Consider the following 16,987-nt stretch of genomic DNA (forward strand, 5'->3'; position numbering starts at 1 on the left):
ATTATGGTGAAAATTACAAAGGAGATAACAATATATGGATATTTATAGCGCATTAAATCAAGTGTCAACGAAGAAAAGAGAGTATTTCTTATATAAGCATGACCTATTTGTATTGAAGGGTAAGCCGAGCGAAGAGGATTTCTGTAAGTCAATCCAAGTCAAATCATTGGCATATATGAAGAAGTGGGAAAAGACAGAAGAGTATCGCCAACTGGTAAGTATCCTAATTGAATCACGTATTGCCGAGGATATTGAGAATATCTATTACTCGCTGAGAGAGAAAGCAATCACAGGTGATGAGAAAGCAATTAAATTGTTGCTAGAGTTACAGAAGACAACTAAAGAATATCAGAAGCCGTCAACTGGTTTGCATGTTGTTGAAGAGAAAAAGAACAGCGCCATTGATGAACTAGAATTGTAGGTGAAATGTTATGGATAAGAAATTACAAAAGGTTCTAGAGAATTTTGAGTTGTTCTCTAAGAACTTCATAAAGATTACTGATAATGACAACGCTCTAGTTAAATTTGAGTTAAACGATGCACAACGAGAAATTGACGCACTAATGAATGAATCCAAGTTTATATGTATTGGGAAAGCACGTCAAGCAGGCATTTCGACCTTCTCACTAGGTAAAGCATTATGGAGAGCACTAACAAAGCCAAACGAGAACATTCTAATTGTATCTTACAAATCTGATAGCGCCAAGGCGTTATTTGAGAAGTTAAAGGATATGAACGATAGGATACCACGAGATAAGTTCCCTAATGTATTTCCAGATAAAAGGCGTGACAATCGAGATGAGTTACTATTTTCAAACGGCTCTAAGATTAAGTCAATCGTAGCAGGAACAAAAGACATTGGTAGGGGGGATACCTACACTTGGATTCATTTGTCTGAGTTCGCTTTCTTCACTAATCAAGAGAAGCAACTACTATCGGTAGAGCAGTCATTAGCCAAGGGTGCTAACTCTCAATTGACAATAGAAACAACTTCTAATGGTACTGGAAACCACTATTACAAATTATATATGCAGGCAATGAAAGGCAAATCTAAGTATGTCGACTACTTCATACCGTTCTATCACAAATTGTATTCGAAGCAGTTCACACATGATTATGACGAAGCCGAAGCATGGTACAAAGCAGTTAACAAAGGTAGGCGACTGTCAAAGGAAGATTTAGACGATGTAGAGGAGAAGTTGCATGAAATGGGCGCTACTCTTCGACAATTGATGTGGAGACAATGGAAGTTAAGTGATATGGATGGAGAGGAACAGTTCCAACAAGAATATCCATCCACGCCATTAGAATCGTTTATTTCGACAGGTAACAGCGTATTTAATCAATCTATGGTATTGCAAAGATTGTCATTTGCTGATGCACCTTTAACTCGTGCTGAGATGAAAGAGATTGATAACTTACCCGAAATTATGAATTTATATATTGGTCGAGGATTCGAGATTTTTGAATTACCTCAAAAGAGTGTTCGTTATTATGCAGGAGTTGACACCGCTTCGGGCAGTGGCAAGGACTTCTCCACAATCTCTTTATTTAATGAGGAAGGTTCCGAAGTCGCTACATTCTATAACAACAAGATTCCAGTATACAAGTTTGCAGAGGTCGCTAATGTTTTGGGTAGATGGTACAACTACGCATTTCTAACGGTTGAACGTAATAGTTATGGATTGCCTGTTATTGAGCGATTACGTAAGGACTACCACTATCTAAATATGTTCAAGCAGAAGTTATTTGACCAACAAAGCGGTAAGAAGAAATTGAAACTTGGATTCTTAACAACAGAAGTGAGTAAGGCAATTATGGTCTCTGATATGAAGGAGCAATTTGAGTGTAGCATGATTAACATTCAATGCAAGGAAACGTTACAACAAATGCAAATGTTTGTAGAGAATAACGGTAAGACAGGTAATAAGCAAGGTTCCACGGATGCTCACCATGATGACTTAGTAATCAGCACAGCGCTAGCCATTCAAGGTATGAAGTTGAATAAGTGGTATGTATAAAATCAAATTAGGAGAGTGCTAGTATGAATCTAGAGCAATATGTAAAGAAGAAATACGGAGCCGTAAAGCCGTATTGGTTCATTGAAGAAGTCGGACTTATGCAGAATGCTGAGAGAGTTCGAACGGTTAAAGATATTAAGGATTACTTAAGCGGTGAGCATAACATTAAGAATCGCCCTAAGTTTGTATACAACGGTGAGATTATCGAGCCAAGACGTATTGTTATCAATATGGCAAAGACAATCATTTCTTTCAAGTCACAGTATCTATTAAAGAATCCTGTCACTATGATTGGTGAGGAGTCAATGGTTTCTAAGTTGAATCATGCTTCTAAACTTAGTCGCTACGATGATAAGAATAATAAAATCATGACGCAATTAGTGCAGTATGGTCAAGTTGCTGAGTATGTGTTCATTGACAATAAGGGGCGTATCAACTCTAAGATTATTGATTCTGAAAATGGTACACCTATATGGAACCAGAACAACGAATTAATTGGCTTCATTGAGTCGTATATCTTTGATGGTATTACTTATTGGTATGTATACGATGATAAGACAGTTACAGAGTACACTAATGAAGGTGGAGAGCCACATTATATTGGTACTTATATCAGTTTGTCGGGGCTTCCTATTGTCTATAAGACGACTGATGTTTTAGATGATACAAGCGGACGTTCTGAATTGTTGGATTGGATACCGATTCTTGACAATATGGAAGATACTATTTCGAAGTATTCGGATGCATTCTACAAGTTCATGAATCCTATTCCAGTTGTGACTGGACAGCAATTACGTGATGCTATCCCTCAAGAGGTTGTAGGCGGTGGGATTAACTTAGATGATGGAGCAGATTTCAAATTTGAAAGTACTAACCTAGATTATAACTCGTTCCGTGAATTGTACGGTAAGTTAAATCAGACGTTGCTAGATGTGAGTAATACGCCTGCTGTATCTATGAACAAGACAGATATTAGTAACTTGTCTGAGGTATCTATTAAGATGCTATTCCAGATGGCAGATACTAGTGCAGGAGAGTATGAGACGTATATGCGTAATGGTATGTATCAGCGCTATGAGAAGATGGCTCGACTAATGCGTTATGTTGGCGAAGGTTCTATTTCTGATGATGAGTTAATTTCTTTAGAGTTTAAGTTCCAGTACAACACGCCATCGAATAATAAAGAAGTCATGGAGAATCTTAAAGTACAACATGAAATGGGGGCTATTAGTCGTGAGACAATTATAGAACAGTCACCATATGTTAGCGATGTACCGTTAGAGTTGGAAAGGTTAGCAAGAGAGGGACAGAATAGTAAGGTGGAAGATTTCTCTAAGGTTAGTGGTAGAGTGAGTGTGTCAGAGGAAGAGACACTGTAGATTAAAATAGTTGAATAGGCGGTGAGAGGTTATGTAGGAATGCTCTAGTGGTAAGGGTTCGTGTTACGAGTGTATATACTGGCTGTCTCACGCCTGTTACAATACGGGAGTGTCCACCCCAGATGGAAAAATAGAGGAGAAAAACAACCAAGTGGTAGTAAGAATTGATACTTAGTTACCAAAAGTAAGTATATTACAATTAGAAAGTAGGACGTTATTCTATGGAAAATATTACTATAGGCGGTATCCTCTCGTTCCTTGGTGGTAGCATCGTATGGCTAGTAGGTGGATGGACAGCAACATTAACAGCGCTATCTATCTTCATGGTAGTTGAGATTATATTACGATTGATTACATTTATATCTGGACGTAAGAAGTTAACCGCTAACAATATGGCTAAACATTTTGGTAGGAAAGCAGGAGTAATGTTAGTAATAATATTGGCTAATCAACTTGATATAGTAGCAGGGGGCGTCCCTGTGTTTAAAACTATCGCTATACTATATTACATTGGAGTTGAGGGTCTTAAATGTAAGGAACATTTAGAGGAAATTGGATTATACTTCCCAAAGGCAATGATGGATAAGATACAAGCCATGAACGATGAGAGGAAAGACAATGAGTAACTATGACAGATAATGAAGGTTATCTGTAATTATACAATGAAGATGACTCGTGAAGTCTTGGTGTGACTGCATTCGTATAGTGTTATGTATACTGTGGTGGTATGTGCTAGATACATACAAGGGATGGGTATCTAGTTTACATAAGGCATGTTATCGGAAGTTGGCTCACATTTCACATAGAATCAAGTCATGTTGTATGTATTATTATGTATAAAAGTGTATAAATATAACGATGAATAAGGAGCGGATAGCATGAACAACATGCAACGATTAGAGATGGAGATACAAGGTATTGAGTTACCACAAGAGCAGAAGATTATATATCTAGAAGAAGTTGGGCTACTACCCTTCTCTGACTATGATACCAAATCGAATAGCAATAAGAAATCTATTTATGAATGTGCGCTGAGTATCTTGGAGGGTATCGCTAACAATCCACAGTTGATGAAAGAGGTTAAGTTAGACGATATGACAGTAAGTAAGTTCTCTGACTCAATACAACAACGTATAGACGCACTACAGAAGCGTATAAGACAGATGCCAGATGATAATAGCGATGGTACAGGTTGGTTCCTGTTTAGTCGATAAGGAAAGGAGAAAATCGTATGTTTAACCAATATTCAATGTTTAGTAAGGATAACTTAGAAGCGGTTATGAGTCAGATTATGAGTGAGACAATCGTAAATAAGGATTATGAAGATGAATACAAATTAAGAATTGCGCTTACTAATTCAACTTTGAGTCCTAATAGTTCATATCATATTCATGCGCTTGACCGCTTCAATGCAGGGGATATGTTCATATGGGAAGGTAATTACTATCTGGTGACAGGTGATACAGTCCTAAAGCGTCATAGCAAATACAAATCAACTGCTGAATATTGTAATGCTAGGTTAGAGTATTGGCTACTTGAGAAAGTTGAAGTGGGGAGAGACGACCTAGATAGACCTATATACGAGGATAGATGGGGTCTCAAAGCCAATGAAGCAGGAGTGATGAGGAAGGAAACTAATATTAGCATAGATGAGAACCAAGCGATTAACTTAACTGATTATAGAATGGAAATCAAAATTAGGGATACTATTAAGAATCGTGAAACCTATGAGACAAATCAATCTATACGTATCAATAGTCGTTGGTTTAAAGTAGCGGACACTATACTAATGAAGAACGGACTCATTCATGTATCGGTAAAAACTTCGAGCCGTCCAACAGGTTTCCCGAACGACCTATAACCGGTATTAGGATGGAATCCTAACTAGAAGCGGAGTCAAGGCGACTACCCCAAGAGAAAAAATTTGCAAATTACCTATTTTGATTACACACACGCGAAAAAATATCGCTATTTCGGACTCGCTACCTATTAAATGTTAATCGGCAATCTGTCACGTATAATGTACGGTTCAGCAGTAACACCTAAGTAGAATATGTTTCGAAAGATGTTGCGAAAGCCCATGACGCATATAATATATGCATTAGGTCTAACCAATAGTTATATCTGATAGGAATAGTATTCCCAACAGATTGGGAACAATCTTCCCCACCAAACTGATGCAAACAATCCTTGCGTGAGGTCAAAACAATGTTTAGGTGCCTTATCTAATATATACATTGTATACATGAGGTCGCCACAGATGGCGAAAGGCACTATATACAATATATACCATGGCGATACTATCGCTAGGGTGGAGAAAAGTATATATACAATGTATAGACCCTTTCTCAATAGCGAAATGCTATTCAGCGTAAACAATCCTTACGCATTAAGGGTATCAACATTACCTCACCCTTACATTATAAGGTTCAGAATCACCGTACTCGAAATAGGTACGCAGAACCTGCGTAGCCAATTTGCATACTCAGGTCAGAATCGTGAAGTGTAGATGAAAACGAAAAGGTTCGTAATTCAATTACGACCCTTGGTAGAGCGCAAAATACTTGGTTTTTATCAGAGTATGGTTTATATGAAGTATTGATGCAATCATTTAAAAATAGTAGAATGTGTACTCTACTTATCAGGTGATTAGATATGGTTATTCTCCACTAGTATAGGTTTATTTTTCCATATATAATGGATTATGGAGAAAGGTGTGGAGAAATTGAAAGTATCTAATCAAACGAAAGTAACTATTATTGTTTGTCTAATCGGTTTTATCTTTGTAGGTTACTTTTCAGCAAAACAGTATATTAAAGTGACTAATTGTATGGAAAATTACGGAGAATATGAGTATAGTGCCAAGGAAAGATGTTACCGCAATCATAGTAATAAACATGAGGTAGAAGATTGGGAGCAATACAAGCGTGATGTAAAAGATGCTAAGTTTAAGCATGACTTATACGAGGAAGTAGAGAGAATGAATAGATAGCAAACTAGGGTTACTCTTAATTGAGTATCCCTTTTTTTGACTTTTAGTAGAGTACATATTACAATATAAACCAATAGTTAAAGAAGAATAGTTTGTCTACTATTTTTCTGGTCAGTTTCACAACTGAATAGCGTGTAGTAATAGGTGTAAATTGCGTGCAATTTGCTTAAAAGGGAAGTCGGTGTGAATCCGACACTGTCCCGCAACTGTAAATGTGAGCGACTTTTCAGTATCCACTGTCCTTGGACGGGAAGGAGAAAAGAAGCGATGATCATGAGTCAGGATACCTGCCTGTTACGAGTACACACCATAAACCTACGAGGAATAGGAGGTGGCATGTTGACAAAACAGAATGCTCTGTTCGTCACAGTACGTCAAACGCCCAAAGTTCATGAAAGGGTTCATTTTAGAACTCCTTCGCATTTACTTAGGGTTTGTTTGGCATTGTGTGATGAAGCACATTAAAGCGAAGGATTTCCTCAAACATAGTAGGAAGTCCTTTTTGTTTTGAAAATATGTACGCAAAGGGGATGCACATAGGATGAATATTCATGCAACGACAACACAGGAAACGCCTTTTGTAGATATGACGATTTGTAAGCAGCCACGGACAGAAGTTGCCAAGAAAGCGAAAACAAGAATGGTGGTTGAATCACTAATAGATCAATTATTAGCAACGAGACTGATTCGCAACGATCGCTTTTTTGAGCAAATCTTATATAATAAAGACATTATTTGGATACAAAATGGGGAGGTAGAGGGCCATCTTTTTGCTCAGGCAACGTTAACGGATCAACTGAAAACGAAGACGAATAGCTTTATGATGTATATGCCAACCAACCCTATTGTTTATGAGGTGAATGGGGAGCAGTACCACTTAATTACACGCATTGATTCAACACGAGCAAAGCCTAATCTTGACCGTCTTTCACAGGAGCCCAATCCAGTGTTAAGTGCTGCACGTGTCAATGATTTATTGTGCTCGATTGTCATCCGTTTTTATGAAACGTATATGAACGATTTAGAGCAAATTCCTCATCAGGATAAACTAATCGCATTTGTGCAGCAGGAATACTCACAGTTTCTTCAAGCCGTTCAGGAATTAAATGATTATCACTTTAATTGGCATCCACGTGGAAACGGACACGAGCTATTATTAACATTAATTGATCAACTACAAATATTAAAAAGCCAGCCTGGAAAAGTAGTTATCGACTTCACGAATACACAAGGTTACGTGGTGGTTGAACCTGCCTATCCGGTGCACAAGCCTTCAAAGAAAGCTGTTGGTGCCATTTAAAAGCAAGCCCTCCGCTTCATGGAGGGCTTGCTTTATTATTTGTATAGATATTCTATCTTCATCTGAAGTACTAGTTCAATAGATTTGCCATGCTAGTACATGAACTTAACTCTGACAATGCATGGCTGCTTGCGCCTCTTGCCAAGGGACAGAATAGCCTTTACCTTTTGCACAAAAAATGCTGGAAGAACTGTATTCAGGGTCGGCATTTTTATCATAGCCTATTTGAGTTATTACTTCTTCTGTATTATGACACACATCATAGCCATCAAATTGGAGGGTAAGCGCACCTTTCCCATTTGTATAGGCGGCAAAAATCGTGCTATAGCTCATGAAGGTCGCTACTGGTGCACGTCCTGTTAATACAACGTCTGTTTCAGTGAGTACAGGGTCGTCGAAGGTGCCAGCAGCCTGTTGAATGTCGGTCATCATACGGCCAATAAAGTCATTGGAAGCCTTCATTTTAAAGCGATAATAGGGCTCAAGCAGGACGTTCTGTGCTTGTTCCAGTCCTTGGCGCAGTGCTCGGAAAGTGGCTTCTCGGAAATCACCGCCAGACGTATGTTCATTATGTCCACGTCCCGTTAAGAGCGTAAAATGAATATCTGTTACTGCGTAGCCTGTGAGTAAGCCGTGATGATCACGTTCAAACAAGTGCTTTTCTACCAAACGTTGGTTGCCCACTGATAAATCATCTGCATGACAGGTATTGCTAAAGGTAATGCCTGTCCCACGTTCATTTGGCTCCATTAATAAATGAATTTCTGCATAATGCTTAAGTGGTTCAAAATGTCCGTAGCCTGTAACGGTTGTCGCAATTGTTTCCATATATAATATTTGCGGCTCCCCAAAAGTGATGTTTAGTGTAAAGCGCTTCAATAATACTTCAATCAGGACCTCTAACTGAATGACACCCATTATATGCACATGGATTTCCTGAAACTTTTCCTGCCATACGACACGCAATGATGGCTCCTCGGCCTCTAGTAGACGGAAAATCTTTAATACTTCTTTAATATGTTGCTCACCCTCGTATTGAACTTTTGCCTGTAATGTAGGGACAAGCTCATAGGGCTGTGATAGCGTGTTACTGCCAATGCGGTCGCCAATGTTTGCCTGGCTGAGTCCTTTAACAGCAAAGATTTCACCGGCCTCAACATGCTGAACAGTTTCAAATCGACTGCCGTTATAAAGACGAATTTCTGTTACTTTCTCTGTAAGGTCTCCAAACGTAAATTCATCTCGAACATGTAATTTTCCTGTTAAAGCCTTGATGAATGTTAGACGCTGATGGCCATCATGTCGTATTTTAAAGACTTCTCCTTGAAACGGTGCTTCCGGCGCGAAGTGAGTACCCGTTATGAGTGGAAGTTGAGCAATCAATTCTTGAATGCCTTCATCTTTTAATGCCGAACCAGTAAAGCAGGGGAAGGCGGATTCATTTTTAATCATCGATTGTAGCTGCTTCATACACAGACCATGCTCCAAAGTTTCATTCAAAAAGGCATCCAGGAGCTTTTCATCACGCTCCGCCAGCCATTCCATGATTGTGCTGGAAACATAATTCTCCTGAAGTGGTTCATCGACGAATAATACATGTTCCGAGAAATCTTTATGGAGCTGGGTCATCACAGCCCTTACATCTGCTCCGTCACGATCTATTTTATTAATAAAAAAGAATGTAGGGACATGATTGTTTCGTAAAAGCTGCCATACCGTTTCAGTATGACCTTGAATACCTTCTACTGCACTAATAATAATGATGGCATAATCCATGACACGGATGGCACGCTCCATCTCTGGAGAGAAATCGACATGTCCTGGTGTATCAATCAACGTATATGTATCGTCGCCAATAGTCATGCGTCCCTGCTCGGCAAATATTGTAATGCCCCTTTTGCGCTCAAGCTCATGATTATCTAAATAGGCATCCTGATGATCGACACGTCCCCGCGCTTGAATACTATTTGTATGAAAAAGCACTTGCTCAGAAAAGGTTGTTTTTCCTGCATCAACATGAGCAAGAACCCCAATCGTCTTGTACATAATATATCCTCGTTTCTATAGGTAGCTATCTTCTCATTGTATCAGAATACTAGCACAACTATTTCTTGTAAAATGATTCGTCTTTTTGTCGAAATAGTGCTAATATAATGATGATTATATTTTTTGCATTCTATTACTGATTTAGAATTAACGCATGAACTGCTAGTCTATCAATAGCATAAATAGAACATATTGGTGCAAATGGCCTTAGTCATTTGCTTAAAAGGGAAATCGGTGTAATTCCGATGCTGTCCCGCAACTGTAAATGGGGAGTCTATACAGCATGCCACTGTAGTTTAACTATGGGAAGGCGTATAGATGATGAACCTAAGCCAGGATACCTGCCAATATATGTATGTTAACTAAGAACCACGAGGATGGGGATAGTGATAAAGGTACTAATACCGTTTTTTCACTATGCAACTCTCTTGGCGACAAGAGGGTTTTTTTATGCCCTTCCAATTATCCTAGTAGCAAAGAAGTCTCTGATTTCTTTCTATATTTATGACAACAAAGGAGAATAGGACATGAAAAAATGGAGAAGTATTTGGCTAGTCATGGTCATCGCCTTAATCGCTGTACTAGGAGCGTGTGGCGCAAAGGACAAGCCTGAATCAGCAACACAAACTGAAAAAGTTGAACCGTCTGAGGCGACAGCATCTGAGGTCATCATTGAAAATAATGAAACTACCCAAACCTATAAGGAAGCACCTAAAAAGGCCATTAGCCTAAATCAGCATGTAACAGAAATTATGCTTGCATTAGGCTTAGAGGATTCCATGGTAGGGACAGCTTATTTAGATGATAAAATCTACGAGCCACTTCAAGCAGCCTACGATAAAGTTCCAGTTCTTTCAGATCAATATCCAACAAAGGAGCAAGTCATTGATGCCGAGGCAGATTTCTTGTATGCAGGCTGGAAAAGTGGCTTTGGTGAGAAAGGTGTTGGAACACCAGAGGAGCTTGAAGAATTAGGAATTCATACGTATTTACATACGGCTTCCAATATGACAAAGCCAACATTAGAGGATATTTTCGCGGATATTCGTCATATCGCGGAAATATTCCGCGTGGAAGATCGCGGTGAAGCATTAATTGAACAGATGACAAAAGATGTCGAAGAAATTCAAGCGAAATTACCAAAAGACAGTGAAAATTTACGTGTGCTAGTCTTTGACAGTGGTGATAAAGATGTATTCACGGCTGGTCAAAATTTTATGAATGAGCTAGTAACAATCGCTGGCGGTCAAAATATCTTTGGAGATGTGGAGTCAGGATGGACAACGGTATCCAAGGAAGATGCAGTAGATCGCAATCCAGAGGTGGTGGTTGTCATTGATTATGGTGAAACAACTGCTGAACAAAAGATAAAATTCTTAAAAAATGATCCAGCGTTGAAGGAAATGGAAGCAGTCAAAAATGATCGCTTTGTCATTCTTCCACTTTCAGCAGCATCTGAAGGAGTACGTGCTGCAGCGGCTATTCAAATTTTAGCCAAGGGCTTCTACCCTGCCAACTTTTAAAAACATTCGAGCTAGCGCTTTGCTAGCTCCTTTTTCTTAAGGAGCGATAACAATGAATGCATTTCGTCAAAACATACCAGATAAAACGTTTGAAACTCTAAATCAGCAAGGTGATTATTCACGATTAGCGGTAAGCCCTGGCATTATTAATAAGCATTATACGCCTGCCCAATTTCAAAAAATAGCTGAAATTGTAGGAGAGAAGGGGGCCATTAAATATTCGGCCTCCTACAGCATATTATTATCGATCCCCACTAGCGAACTGACAGAAGCGACCCATGCCTTACAGGAGGCAGGACTGTTTGTTGCTTCCTCAGGACCTCATATTGCCATGAAGGCATGTGATTTTTGTGATGGTGAAAAAATGGAGGCAGTGCCTCAAACAGAACAACTCTATCAGGCATTGGACGGTATAACTGTGCCTACAAGAGTACGAGTCAATGTGAATGGCTGTGCATCGGCTTGCTATAATCCTTCATATGATGATATTGGTTTAGTCTATCAGCATGAGAGCTTTGATGTTTATTTAGGAGCCATCCCTATGGGGGCGAAGGCACAGGCGGGTACTCTCTTCGCGAAAAGGGTAGGGATTGATCATATTGAGGATTTTTTGCTACAAATCATTCGTCTCTATCAGAACCAAGCTCGTTCCAATGAACCTTTTTATAAGTTTTATCGCAGAACAAAAATGAATGCTGATTGGGAACTAGTAAAAAAATCGATAGAGTAGCAGGAATAATACTTAGGGTGTCGAAATATTGTAGTAGAGCATAGAAAATGACAATACAAAGGAGCAAGAACATGACATCTAAACAAGGGATTCAACCAGAAGATCTTTATCACTTGAAATCAGTGGCAGATCCACAGCTCTCACCTGATGGGACTGAGGTAGTGTATGTAGAGACACGTATTGATGAGAAGAAAAAAGACTATGTATCTAACTTATTTTATTTAAATTTAAAAGACAAACGTCCTCAGCAATGGACTTATGGTGACGATCGGACAAGCTCTCCTGTCTGGTCGCCAGATGGCAGTCAAATTGCTTTTTCTTCGACAAGATCAGGCAAGCCACAAATTTTTGTACTGTCGAAAACAGGGGGAGAGGCGAAGCAAGTGACGTATTGCAAGAACGGTGCGTCAACGCCCGTATGGTCTCCTTGTGGAGAGAAAATTGCCTTTTCAGTGATGCTAGGTAAAGATGAAACTATCTTAGACAAAGCTGACGATGACAAGAAAGAAGAAAAAGAACTAAAGCCACTCGAAATCGATAGGATGAAACATAAGTCGGATGCGGGTGGATTTATGGATATGGACCAGCATACTCACATTGCCATTGTCGATTTAAAATCTGGTGACTTAGAGCAAGTGACAGAAGGGAACGAGCATTTCCATCTGAGTACATGGTCGCCAAATGGCAGTTATCTTACGTACTTAGCAGATCGAGCAGAGGACTTAGATTTTTCGTTTAATGCGGATATTTATTTATTCGATCTAGAAACAACACAGAGTCGTAAGGTAACAGAGGGGATTGGCTCTTATTACCAGACGTCTTGGTCGCCTAATAGCCGCTTCCTTTCCTTTGTTGGAGGAAAACGTGAGTTCGAAAATGCCACACAAGCGAAGCTATGGATTTATGATATGGAACAAAATCTGCTAAGCTGTGTAACAAGTGAATTTGATGCCCCTGTCGGTGATTATGTCATCGGTGATTTCCTGCAAGGGGTAGCAGCACCAAGTGTACAATGGATGAATGATAATCATAGTTTCTATTTCCAAGTAACAGATCACGGCAATGCGGCAATTTACTTTGGGAATGTAGATGGTGAAATTTATCCAGCTATTCACGATGATCAATACGTTTATGGTTTTTCATTAGATGCTCAAAATGATCAAGCCATTGTCGCCATAAGTACGACAACGAATCCAGGAGATTTATATTACGTTAACTTAAAAACAGGTGATAAAGTACGATTGACGACAGTCAATGAAGACATTTTAAAGACGAAAGAGTTAGCTGTGCCAGAGAGCATTGAGTTTGAAGGAGCTGAGGGCTGGAAGGTTAACGGCTGGATCATGAAGCCAGTGGGCTATGAAAAAGGAAAGAAATATCCCCTTATTCTTGAAATCCATGGTGGTCCGCATGCGATGTATGGCAACACCTATTTTAATGAATTCCAAATCCTAGCTGCTCAAGGCTTTGCAGTCCTATATACAAATCCACGCGGAAGTCATGGCTATGGGCAAACATTTGTGGATGCCGTACGTGGTGATTATGGGGGCAATGACTATCAAGACCTGATGGCCGCTGTAGACTATGCTTTAGAGCAGTTTGATTTCATTGATCCAGCTCGACTAGGTGTAACAGGTGGAAGCTATGGTGGCTTTATGACCAACTGGATTGTTGGGCAAACCAACCGCTTTAAGGCAGCAGTTACACAACGCTCTATATCGAACTGGATTAGCTTTGCAGGAGTGAGTGATATTGGCTATTACTTTACAGACTGGCAAATTCAAGCGGGGCTCGAAAATATAGAGAAGCTATGGCATCATTCACCATTGAAATATGTAGACAAGGTTGAAACACCATTGCTTATTTTACATGGTGAAAAAGACTATCGTTGTCCGATTGAACAGGCGGAGCAATTATTTATCGCCTTGAAGTATCGAAAAAAAGAAACGAAATTCGTCCGTTTCCCTGAAGCAAATCATGAACTGTCAAGAAGCGGAAAGCCAACATTAAGAATTAATCGTCTCGAATATATACGAGATTGGTTTGTGGAAAAACTTTAAAAAAGAGGTGGCTTAGGAAGTGAACATACTTCTTAAGCCTTTTTTATAGAAAAAAAGAACCACAGCAAAGTGTGATTCCAGATGAGTTAGTCCATTTTTTGAATAAAAACGACCTTCAAATAATTAAATTCAGGATATTCACGAGGCACACGGAAATCCTTTGGTAAACCGTATTCTTCTACAATTTTATAGCGTGTACGAGTGTCTTTAAATGCTTGGTCGATAAACCCTTTAAACTTTTTCATACCGAAGCTTGCGTTGTTTGTGGAAGCCACAATAATGCCATTTTTGGCTGTAATCGCAATCGTATCCTTCAGTAATTTTGGATAGTCCTTCGCCGTAGAGAACGTCATTTGCTTTGTGCGGGCAAAGCTTGGTGGATCTAATACAACAAGGTCAAATTTTAATTCGTGACGCTGTGCATATTTAAAATAATGAAAAACGTCCATTACTTTTATATCCTGCGCTTCATAATCAATTTGATTGACGCTAAACTGCTCAATCGTTTTGGCTAAACTGCGCTTTGCAACATCGACACTTGTTGTTTTAGTAGCTCCTCCAAGCGAGGCGGCTACAGAAAATGCCCCTGTGTAGGAGAAGGTATTTAGCATATTTGTTGTGTTCGCATAGCGCTCACGAATAGCTAATCGGACTTCCCGTTGATCAAGGAAAATCCCAGTCATCGCACCATCATTTAAATGGACTGCATAGGTCATCCCATTTTCCTTAACCATGATTGGAAATTCGCCAGGAGTCCCCATGACAAAATCATCCTGTTCCATATATTGCCCTTTACTATCGAATCGTTTTTTCTCATAAATGGCCTGGTAATTGATAGTTTCAGCAAGCGCCTCATAAACGACTTCTTTCAATGAGTAAATACCCTCGCTATACCAACTCACCATATAGTAGCCATTAAAGAAATCAATCGTCAGGCCACCGATACCATCACCCTCACCATTGAAAACACGGAAGGCTGTTGTATGTTCATTCTGGAAGAATGCTTCTCGGAGCTGTATGGCTTTTTTGAATTTTTTAATGAAAAAAGCTTTATCAATGGTTTCATTTATATCTGTCGTCAGGACCCAGCCAATCCCTTTATTTTGAATACCGTAGTAACCTGTACCAATAAAACGATTATGGTGATCCATCAGCTTAAGTAGAGTCCCTTGCTCGGAAGGAAGTTGTCGTGCATCCACTGCATCTTTTGAAATTAATGGATAGCCTTTTTTTAATTGATCAGCAAAAGGCTGTTTTACTTGTAGTGCAATTGTTTGTGTCATGTTGTCATCCTTTAAAAACGTTTTGCTCTATTATCGCACTGTTTGGATGGGATAGCCAAACTTATTTCAAGAATTCAGCAATTTTTGCCACCGTTTCGATTGTTGCCTCTTCAAAATAATTCATTTTGCTAAAATAGCTATGAATTAAACCAGACATGGTTATATGCTCCACAGGTACTCCAGCGTCAGTCAGTTTTTTGGCATAACTTAAACCTTCATCAAAGAGAACATCGACCTCTGCTGCAATGAGGAGGGTTTTAGGCATATGTCTTACATCCTCGAGCAGTAGGGGAGACACCAATGGATTTGTAAAGTTCGATTCAGCTGTATAGTGTTGAGAAAACCATTGCATGCCCTGTTTATCTAGGCCGAACTTTTCTCCATAAGCCTGATAGGAAACGGTCGTAAAATCCACATTTGTAACAGGATAAATGAGTGCTTGTGCTTGCAATGACGGTCCACCTGAAGTTACAGCTAAGTAGGCCACGACCGTTGCTAAATTTCCGCCGGCACTGTCCCCAGCCACTGTCAACCGAGCAGCATCGCCGCCAAATGCTTCGATATGGTCATGCACCCATAATAAGCTATCATAGGCATCCTGCAATGGAGTTGGAAAAGAAAATTCAGGAGCCAAACGATAATCCACTGAAACGACAATTGCTTGCGCTTGGTCTGCTAAAAGCTGACAGCCAGCATCAGCAGACTCTAAATTACCATATACCCAGCCACCGCCATGATAATAAACAATAACAGGTAATGGTTGATCATGAGTAGGTATATAAAGTCGTAGCGTAATTTGAGCCCCATCACGCATGGTAATTAGTTGATCTTGCATCGCCGCTAATGTTGGCTTATGGGGTGATTGCCATGGCGTAACCGTACGCATCGCGCGAGCTTCCTGTGGTGTAACTTGATAGTAGGGTGTGGCAACTTGTTGATCTTCAATATAATGAACAGCTTCTTTTCTTAAAGTAGTCATCCTCATCAGTCCTTTATTGTGACGTTTATTACTTACATTATAAACTATTCATATAATTTTACTAGGATTTAATTTTAGAAAAAGAAAATTCTTTCATAATAGAGGTGAAATCAACGAATTGTGTTTATAATAAAAGGGAAGAAAGTATTTGGAGGGACAGTATGATTTCTTTAATTGTGGCACATGATGACAACCATGTAATTGGTTATAATAACGGAATGCCTTGGCATTTACCGGGAGATTTGCAGTATTTCAAAAACAAAACAATGGGCAAGCCAATGATTATGGGACGAAAAACGTTTGAATCCATTGGTCGTCCACTACCAGGACGTCGCAATATTGTTATTACACGAGATGAAAAATATCACGCAGAAGGCATTGAAACTGTGACAAGCCTAGAAGAAGCAATAGCGATAGCAGGGGATGTAGAGGAAATCATGATTATTGGCGGCGAGCAAATTTTCCGTTTATCAATGGAAATGGCAGATCGCCTATATATTACAAAAATCAATCATTCATTTCAGGGCGATACCTTTTTCCCGAGCTATGAGGAGGAATTTGTAGAGGTTTCTGCTGAACAGCCCGAAACAGCTTCAGAAGGCTACACTTTCCAATATCAAATTTTTGAGCGTAAATAACATGGGAAAAGAAAAGCACGGTTTTGATTGACCGTG

At 39.4% G+C, this 16,987-nt stretch carries 15 protein-coding genes and 2 riboswitches; of the genes, 12 read left to right on the forward strand and 3 right to left on the reverse strand.

Annotated elements, in window-relative coordinates; genetic code table 11:
* Positions 1 to 34: 34 nt before the first annotated feature.
* The 8 genes from KVT27_RS07670 (at position 35) to KVT27_RS07705 (ending at position 7,692) form a co-directional block, all read left to right on the forward strand.
* Positions 35 to 421, forward strand: coding sequence for a hypothetical protein (locus KVT27_RS07670; protein ID WP_217581060.1), 387 nt, complete (start codon positions 35 to 37; stop codon positions 419 to 421).
* A 10-nt stretch (positions 422 to 431) separates the two neighbouring features.
* Positions 432 to 2,021: a terminase large subunit gene (locus KVT27_RS07675; RefSeq protein WP_217581061.1), complete on the forward strand. Its 1,590-nt coding sequence runs from the start codon at positions 432 to 434 to the stop codon at positions 2,019 to 2,021.
* A 23-nt stretch (positions 2,022 to 2,044) separates the two neighbouring features.
* Positions 2,045 to 3,400 carry a phage portal protein gene (locus tag KVT27_RS07680; protein WP_217581062.1) on the forward strand — a complete coding sequence of 452 codons (1,356 nt, stop codon included), beginning with the start codon at positions 2,045 to 2,047 and terminating at the stop codon, positions 3,398 to 3,400.
* A gap of 221 nt (positions 3,401 to 3,621) precedes the next feature.
* Positions 3,622 to 4,026, forward strand: a complete 405-nt coding sequence (locus tag KVT27_RS07685) for a phage holin family protein (protein WP_217581063.1) — start codon at positions 3,622 to 3,624, stop codon at positions 4,024 to 4,026.
* 252 nt (positions 4,027 to 4,278) lie between these two features.
* The gene (locus KVT27_RS07690) at positions 4,279 to 4,614 is read left to right on the forward strand and encodes a hypothetical protein (protein ID WP_217581064.1); all 336 of its coding nucleotides are present in this window, start codon (positions 4,279 to 4,281) and stop codon (positions 4,612 to 4,614) included.
* A 17-nt stretch (positions 4,615 to 4,631) separates the two neighbouring features.
* Positions 4,632 to 5,261, forward strand: coding sequence for a hypothetical protein (locus KVT27_RS07695; protein WP_217581065.1), 630 nt, complete (start codon positions 4,632 to 4,634; stop codon positions 5,259 to 5,261).
* Positions 5,262 to 6,116: 855 nt separating this feature from the next.
* Complete coding sequence (locus tag KVT27_RS07700; RefSeq protein ID WP_217581066.1) at positions 6,117 to 6,392, forward strand: hypothetical protein; 276 nt, start codon at positions 6,117 to 6,119, stop codon at positions 6,390 to 6,392.
* 125 nt (positions 6,393 to 6,517) lie between these two features.
* A riboswitch (cobalamin riboswitch) is annotated at positions 6,518 to 6,701 on the forward strand.
* A gap of 232 nt (positions 6,702 to 6,933) precedes the next feature.
* The gene (locus KVT27_RS07705) at positions 6,934 to 7,692 is read left to right on the forward strand and encodes a hypothetical protein (RefSeq protein WP_036224602.1); all 759 of its coding nucleotides are present in this window, start codon (positions 6,934 to 6,936) and stop codon (positions 7,690 to 7,692) included.
* A 105-nt stretch (positions 7,693 to 7,797) separates the two neighbouring features.
* Here the strand turns inward: KVT27_RS07705 and KVT27_RS07710 are convergent, their stop codons facing one another.
* Positions 7,798 to 9,738, reverse strand: a complete 1,941-nt coding sequence (locus KVT27_RS07710) for an elongation factor G (RefSeq protein ID WP_217581067.1) — start codon at positions 9,736 to 9,738, stop codon at positions 7,798 to 7,800.
* 176 nt (positions 9,739 to 9,914) lie between these two features.
* A riboswitch (cobalamin riboswitch) is annotated at positions 9,915 to 10,101 on the forward strand.
* 164 nt (positions 10,102 to 10,265) lie between these two features.
* Here KVT27_RS07710 and KVT27_RS07715 point away from each other — a divergent pair.
* From KVT27_RS07715 to KVT27_RS07725, 3 genes are all read left to right on the forward strand, one after another.
* The gene (locus KVT27_RS07715) at positions 10,266 to 11,261 is read left to right on the forward strand and encodes an ABC transporter substrate-binding protein (RefSeq protein WP_208704289.1); all 996 of its coding nucleotides are present in this window, start codon (positions 10,266 to 10,268) and stop codon (positions 11,259 to 11,261) included.
* A 52-nt stretch (positions 11,262 to 11,313) separates the two neighbouring features.
* On the forward strand, positions 11,314 to 11,991 hold the full coding sequence (locus tag KVT27_RS07720) for a precorrin-3B methylase (protein ID WP_208704288.1): 678 nt from the start codon (positions 11,314 to 11,316) through the stop codon (positions 11,989 to 11,991).
* 71 nt (positions 11,992 to 12,062) lie between these two features.
* Complete coding sequence (locus KVT27_RS07725) at positions 12,063 to 14,051, forward strand: S9 family peptidase (RefSeq protein ID WP_217581068.1); 1,989 nt, start codon at positions 12,063 to 12,065, stop codon at positions 14,049 to 14,051.
* A gap of 86 nt (positions 14,052 to 14,137) precedes the next feature.
* Here the strand turns inward: KVT27_RS07725 and KVT27_RS07730 are convergent, their stop codons facing one another.
* Positions 14,138 to 15,334: a class I SAM-dependent rRNA methyltransferase gene (locus KVT27_RS07730; protein ID WP_036145888.1), complete on the reverse strand. Its 1,197-nt coding sequence runs from the start codon at positions 15,332 to 15,334 to the stop codon at positions 14,138 to 14,140.
* Between the two features lie 61 nt (positions 15,335 to 15,395).
* Positions 15,396 to 16,313 carry an alpha/beta hydrolase gene (locus KVT27_RS07735; RefSeq protein ID WP_217581069.1) on the reverse strand — a complete coding sequence of 306 codons (918 nt, stop codon included), beginning with the start codon at positions 16,311 to 16,313 and terminating at the stop codon, positions 15,396 to 15,398.
* Positions 16,314 to 16,474: 161 nt separating this feature from the next.
* Here KVT27_RS07735 and KVT27_RS07740 point away from each other — a divergent pair, with 161 nt between their 5' ends.
* A complete protein-coding gene (locus tag KVT27_RS07740; RefSeq protein WP_036125648.1) occupies positions 16,475 to 16,951 on the forward strand; it encodes a dihydrofolate reductase in 477 nt (158 codons plus the stop codon).
* Positions 16,952 to 16,987 lie beyond the last annotated feature (36 nt).

This window comes from Lysinibacillus sp. GbtcB16 (genome assembly GCF_019091145.1).
Lineage (GTDB): Bacteria > Bacillota > Bacilli > Bacillales_A > Planococcaceae > Lysinibacillus > Lysinibacillus fusiformis.

What these genes read in the sequence shown, in the direction of transcription:
- KVT27_RS07670 (WP_217581060.1), top strand. Translation starts at nt 35, where the DNA reads ATGGATATTTATAGCGCATTAAATCAAGTGTCAACGAAGAAAAGAGAG.
- KVT27_RS07675 (WP_217581061.1), top strand. Translation starts at nt 432, where the DNA reads ATGGATAAGAAATTACAAAAGGTTCTAGAGAATTTTGAGTTGTTCTCT.
- KVT27_RS07680 (WP_217581062.1), top strand. Translation starts at nt 2,045, where the DNA reads ATGAATCTAGAGCAATATGTAAAGAAGAAATACGGAGCCGTAAAGCCG.
- KVT27_RS07685 (WP_217581063.1), top strand. Translation starts at nt 3,622, where the DNA reads ATGGAAAATATTACTATAGGCGGTATCCTCTCGTTCCTTGGTGGTAGC.
- KVT27_RS07690 (WP_217581064.1), top strand. Translation starts at nt 4,279, where the DNA reads ATGAACAACATGCAACGATTAGAGATGGAGATACAAGGTATTGAGTTA.
- KVT27_RS07695 (WP_217581065.1), top strand. Translation starts at nt 4,632, where the DNA reads ATGTTTAACCAATATTCAATGTTTAGTAAGGATAACTTAGAAGCGGTT.
- KVT27_RS07705 (WP_036224602.1), top strand. Translation starts at nt 6,934, where the DNA reads ATGAATATTCATGCAACGACAACACAGGAAACGCCTTTTGTAGATATG.
- KVT27_RS07710 (WP_217581067.1), bottom strand. Translation starts at nt 9,738, where the DNA reads ATGTACAAGACGATTGGGGTTCTTGCTCATGTTGATGCAGGAAAAACA.
- KVT27_RS07715 (WP_208704289.1), top strand. Translation starts at nt 10,266, where the DNA reads ATGAAAAAATGGAGAAGTATTTGGCTAGTCATGGTCATCGCCTTAATC.
- KVT27_RS07720 (WP_208704288.1), top strand. Translation starts at nt 11,314, where the DNA reads ATGAATGCATTTCGTCAAAACATACCAGATAAAACGTTTGAAACTCTA.
- KVT27_RS07725 (WP_217581068.1), top strand. Translation starts at nt 12,063, where the DNA reads ATGACATCTAAACAAGGGATTCAACCAGAAGATCTTTATCACTTGAAA.
- KVT27_RS07730 (WP_036145888.1), bottom strand. Translation starts at nt 15,334, where the DNA reads ATGACACAAACAATTGCACTACAAGTAAAACAGCCTTTTGCTGATCAA.
- KVT27_RS07735 (WP_217581069.1), bottom strand. Translation starts at nt 16,313, where the DNA reads ATGACTACTTTAAGAAAAGAAGCTGTTCATTATATTGAAGATCAACAA.
- KVT27_RS07740 (WP_036125648.1), top strand. Translation starts at nt 16,475, where the DNA reads ATGATTTCTTTAATTGTGGCACATGATGACAACCATGTAATTGGTTAT.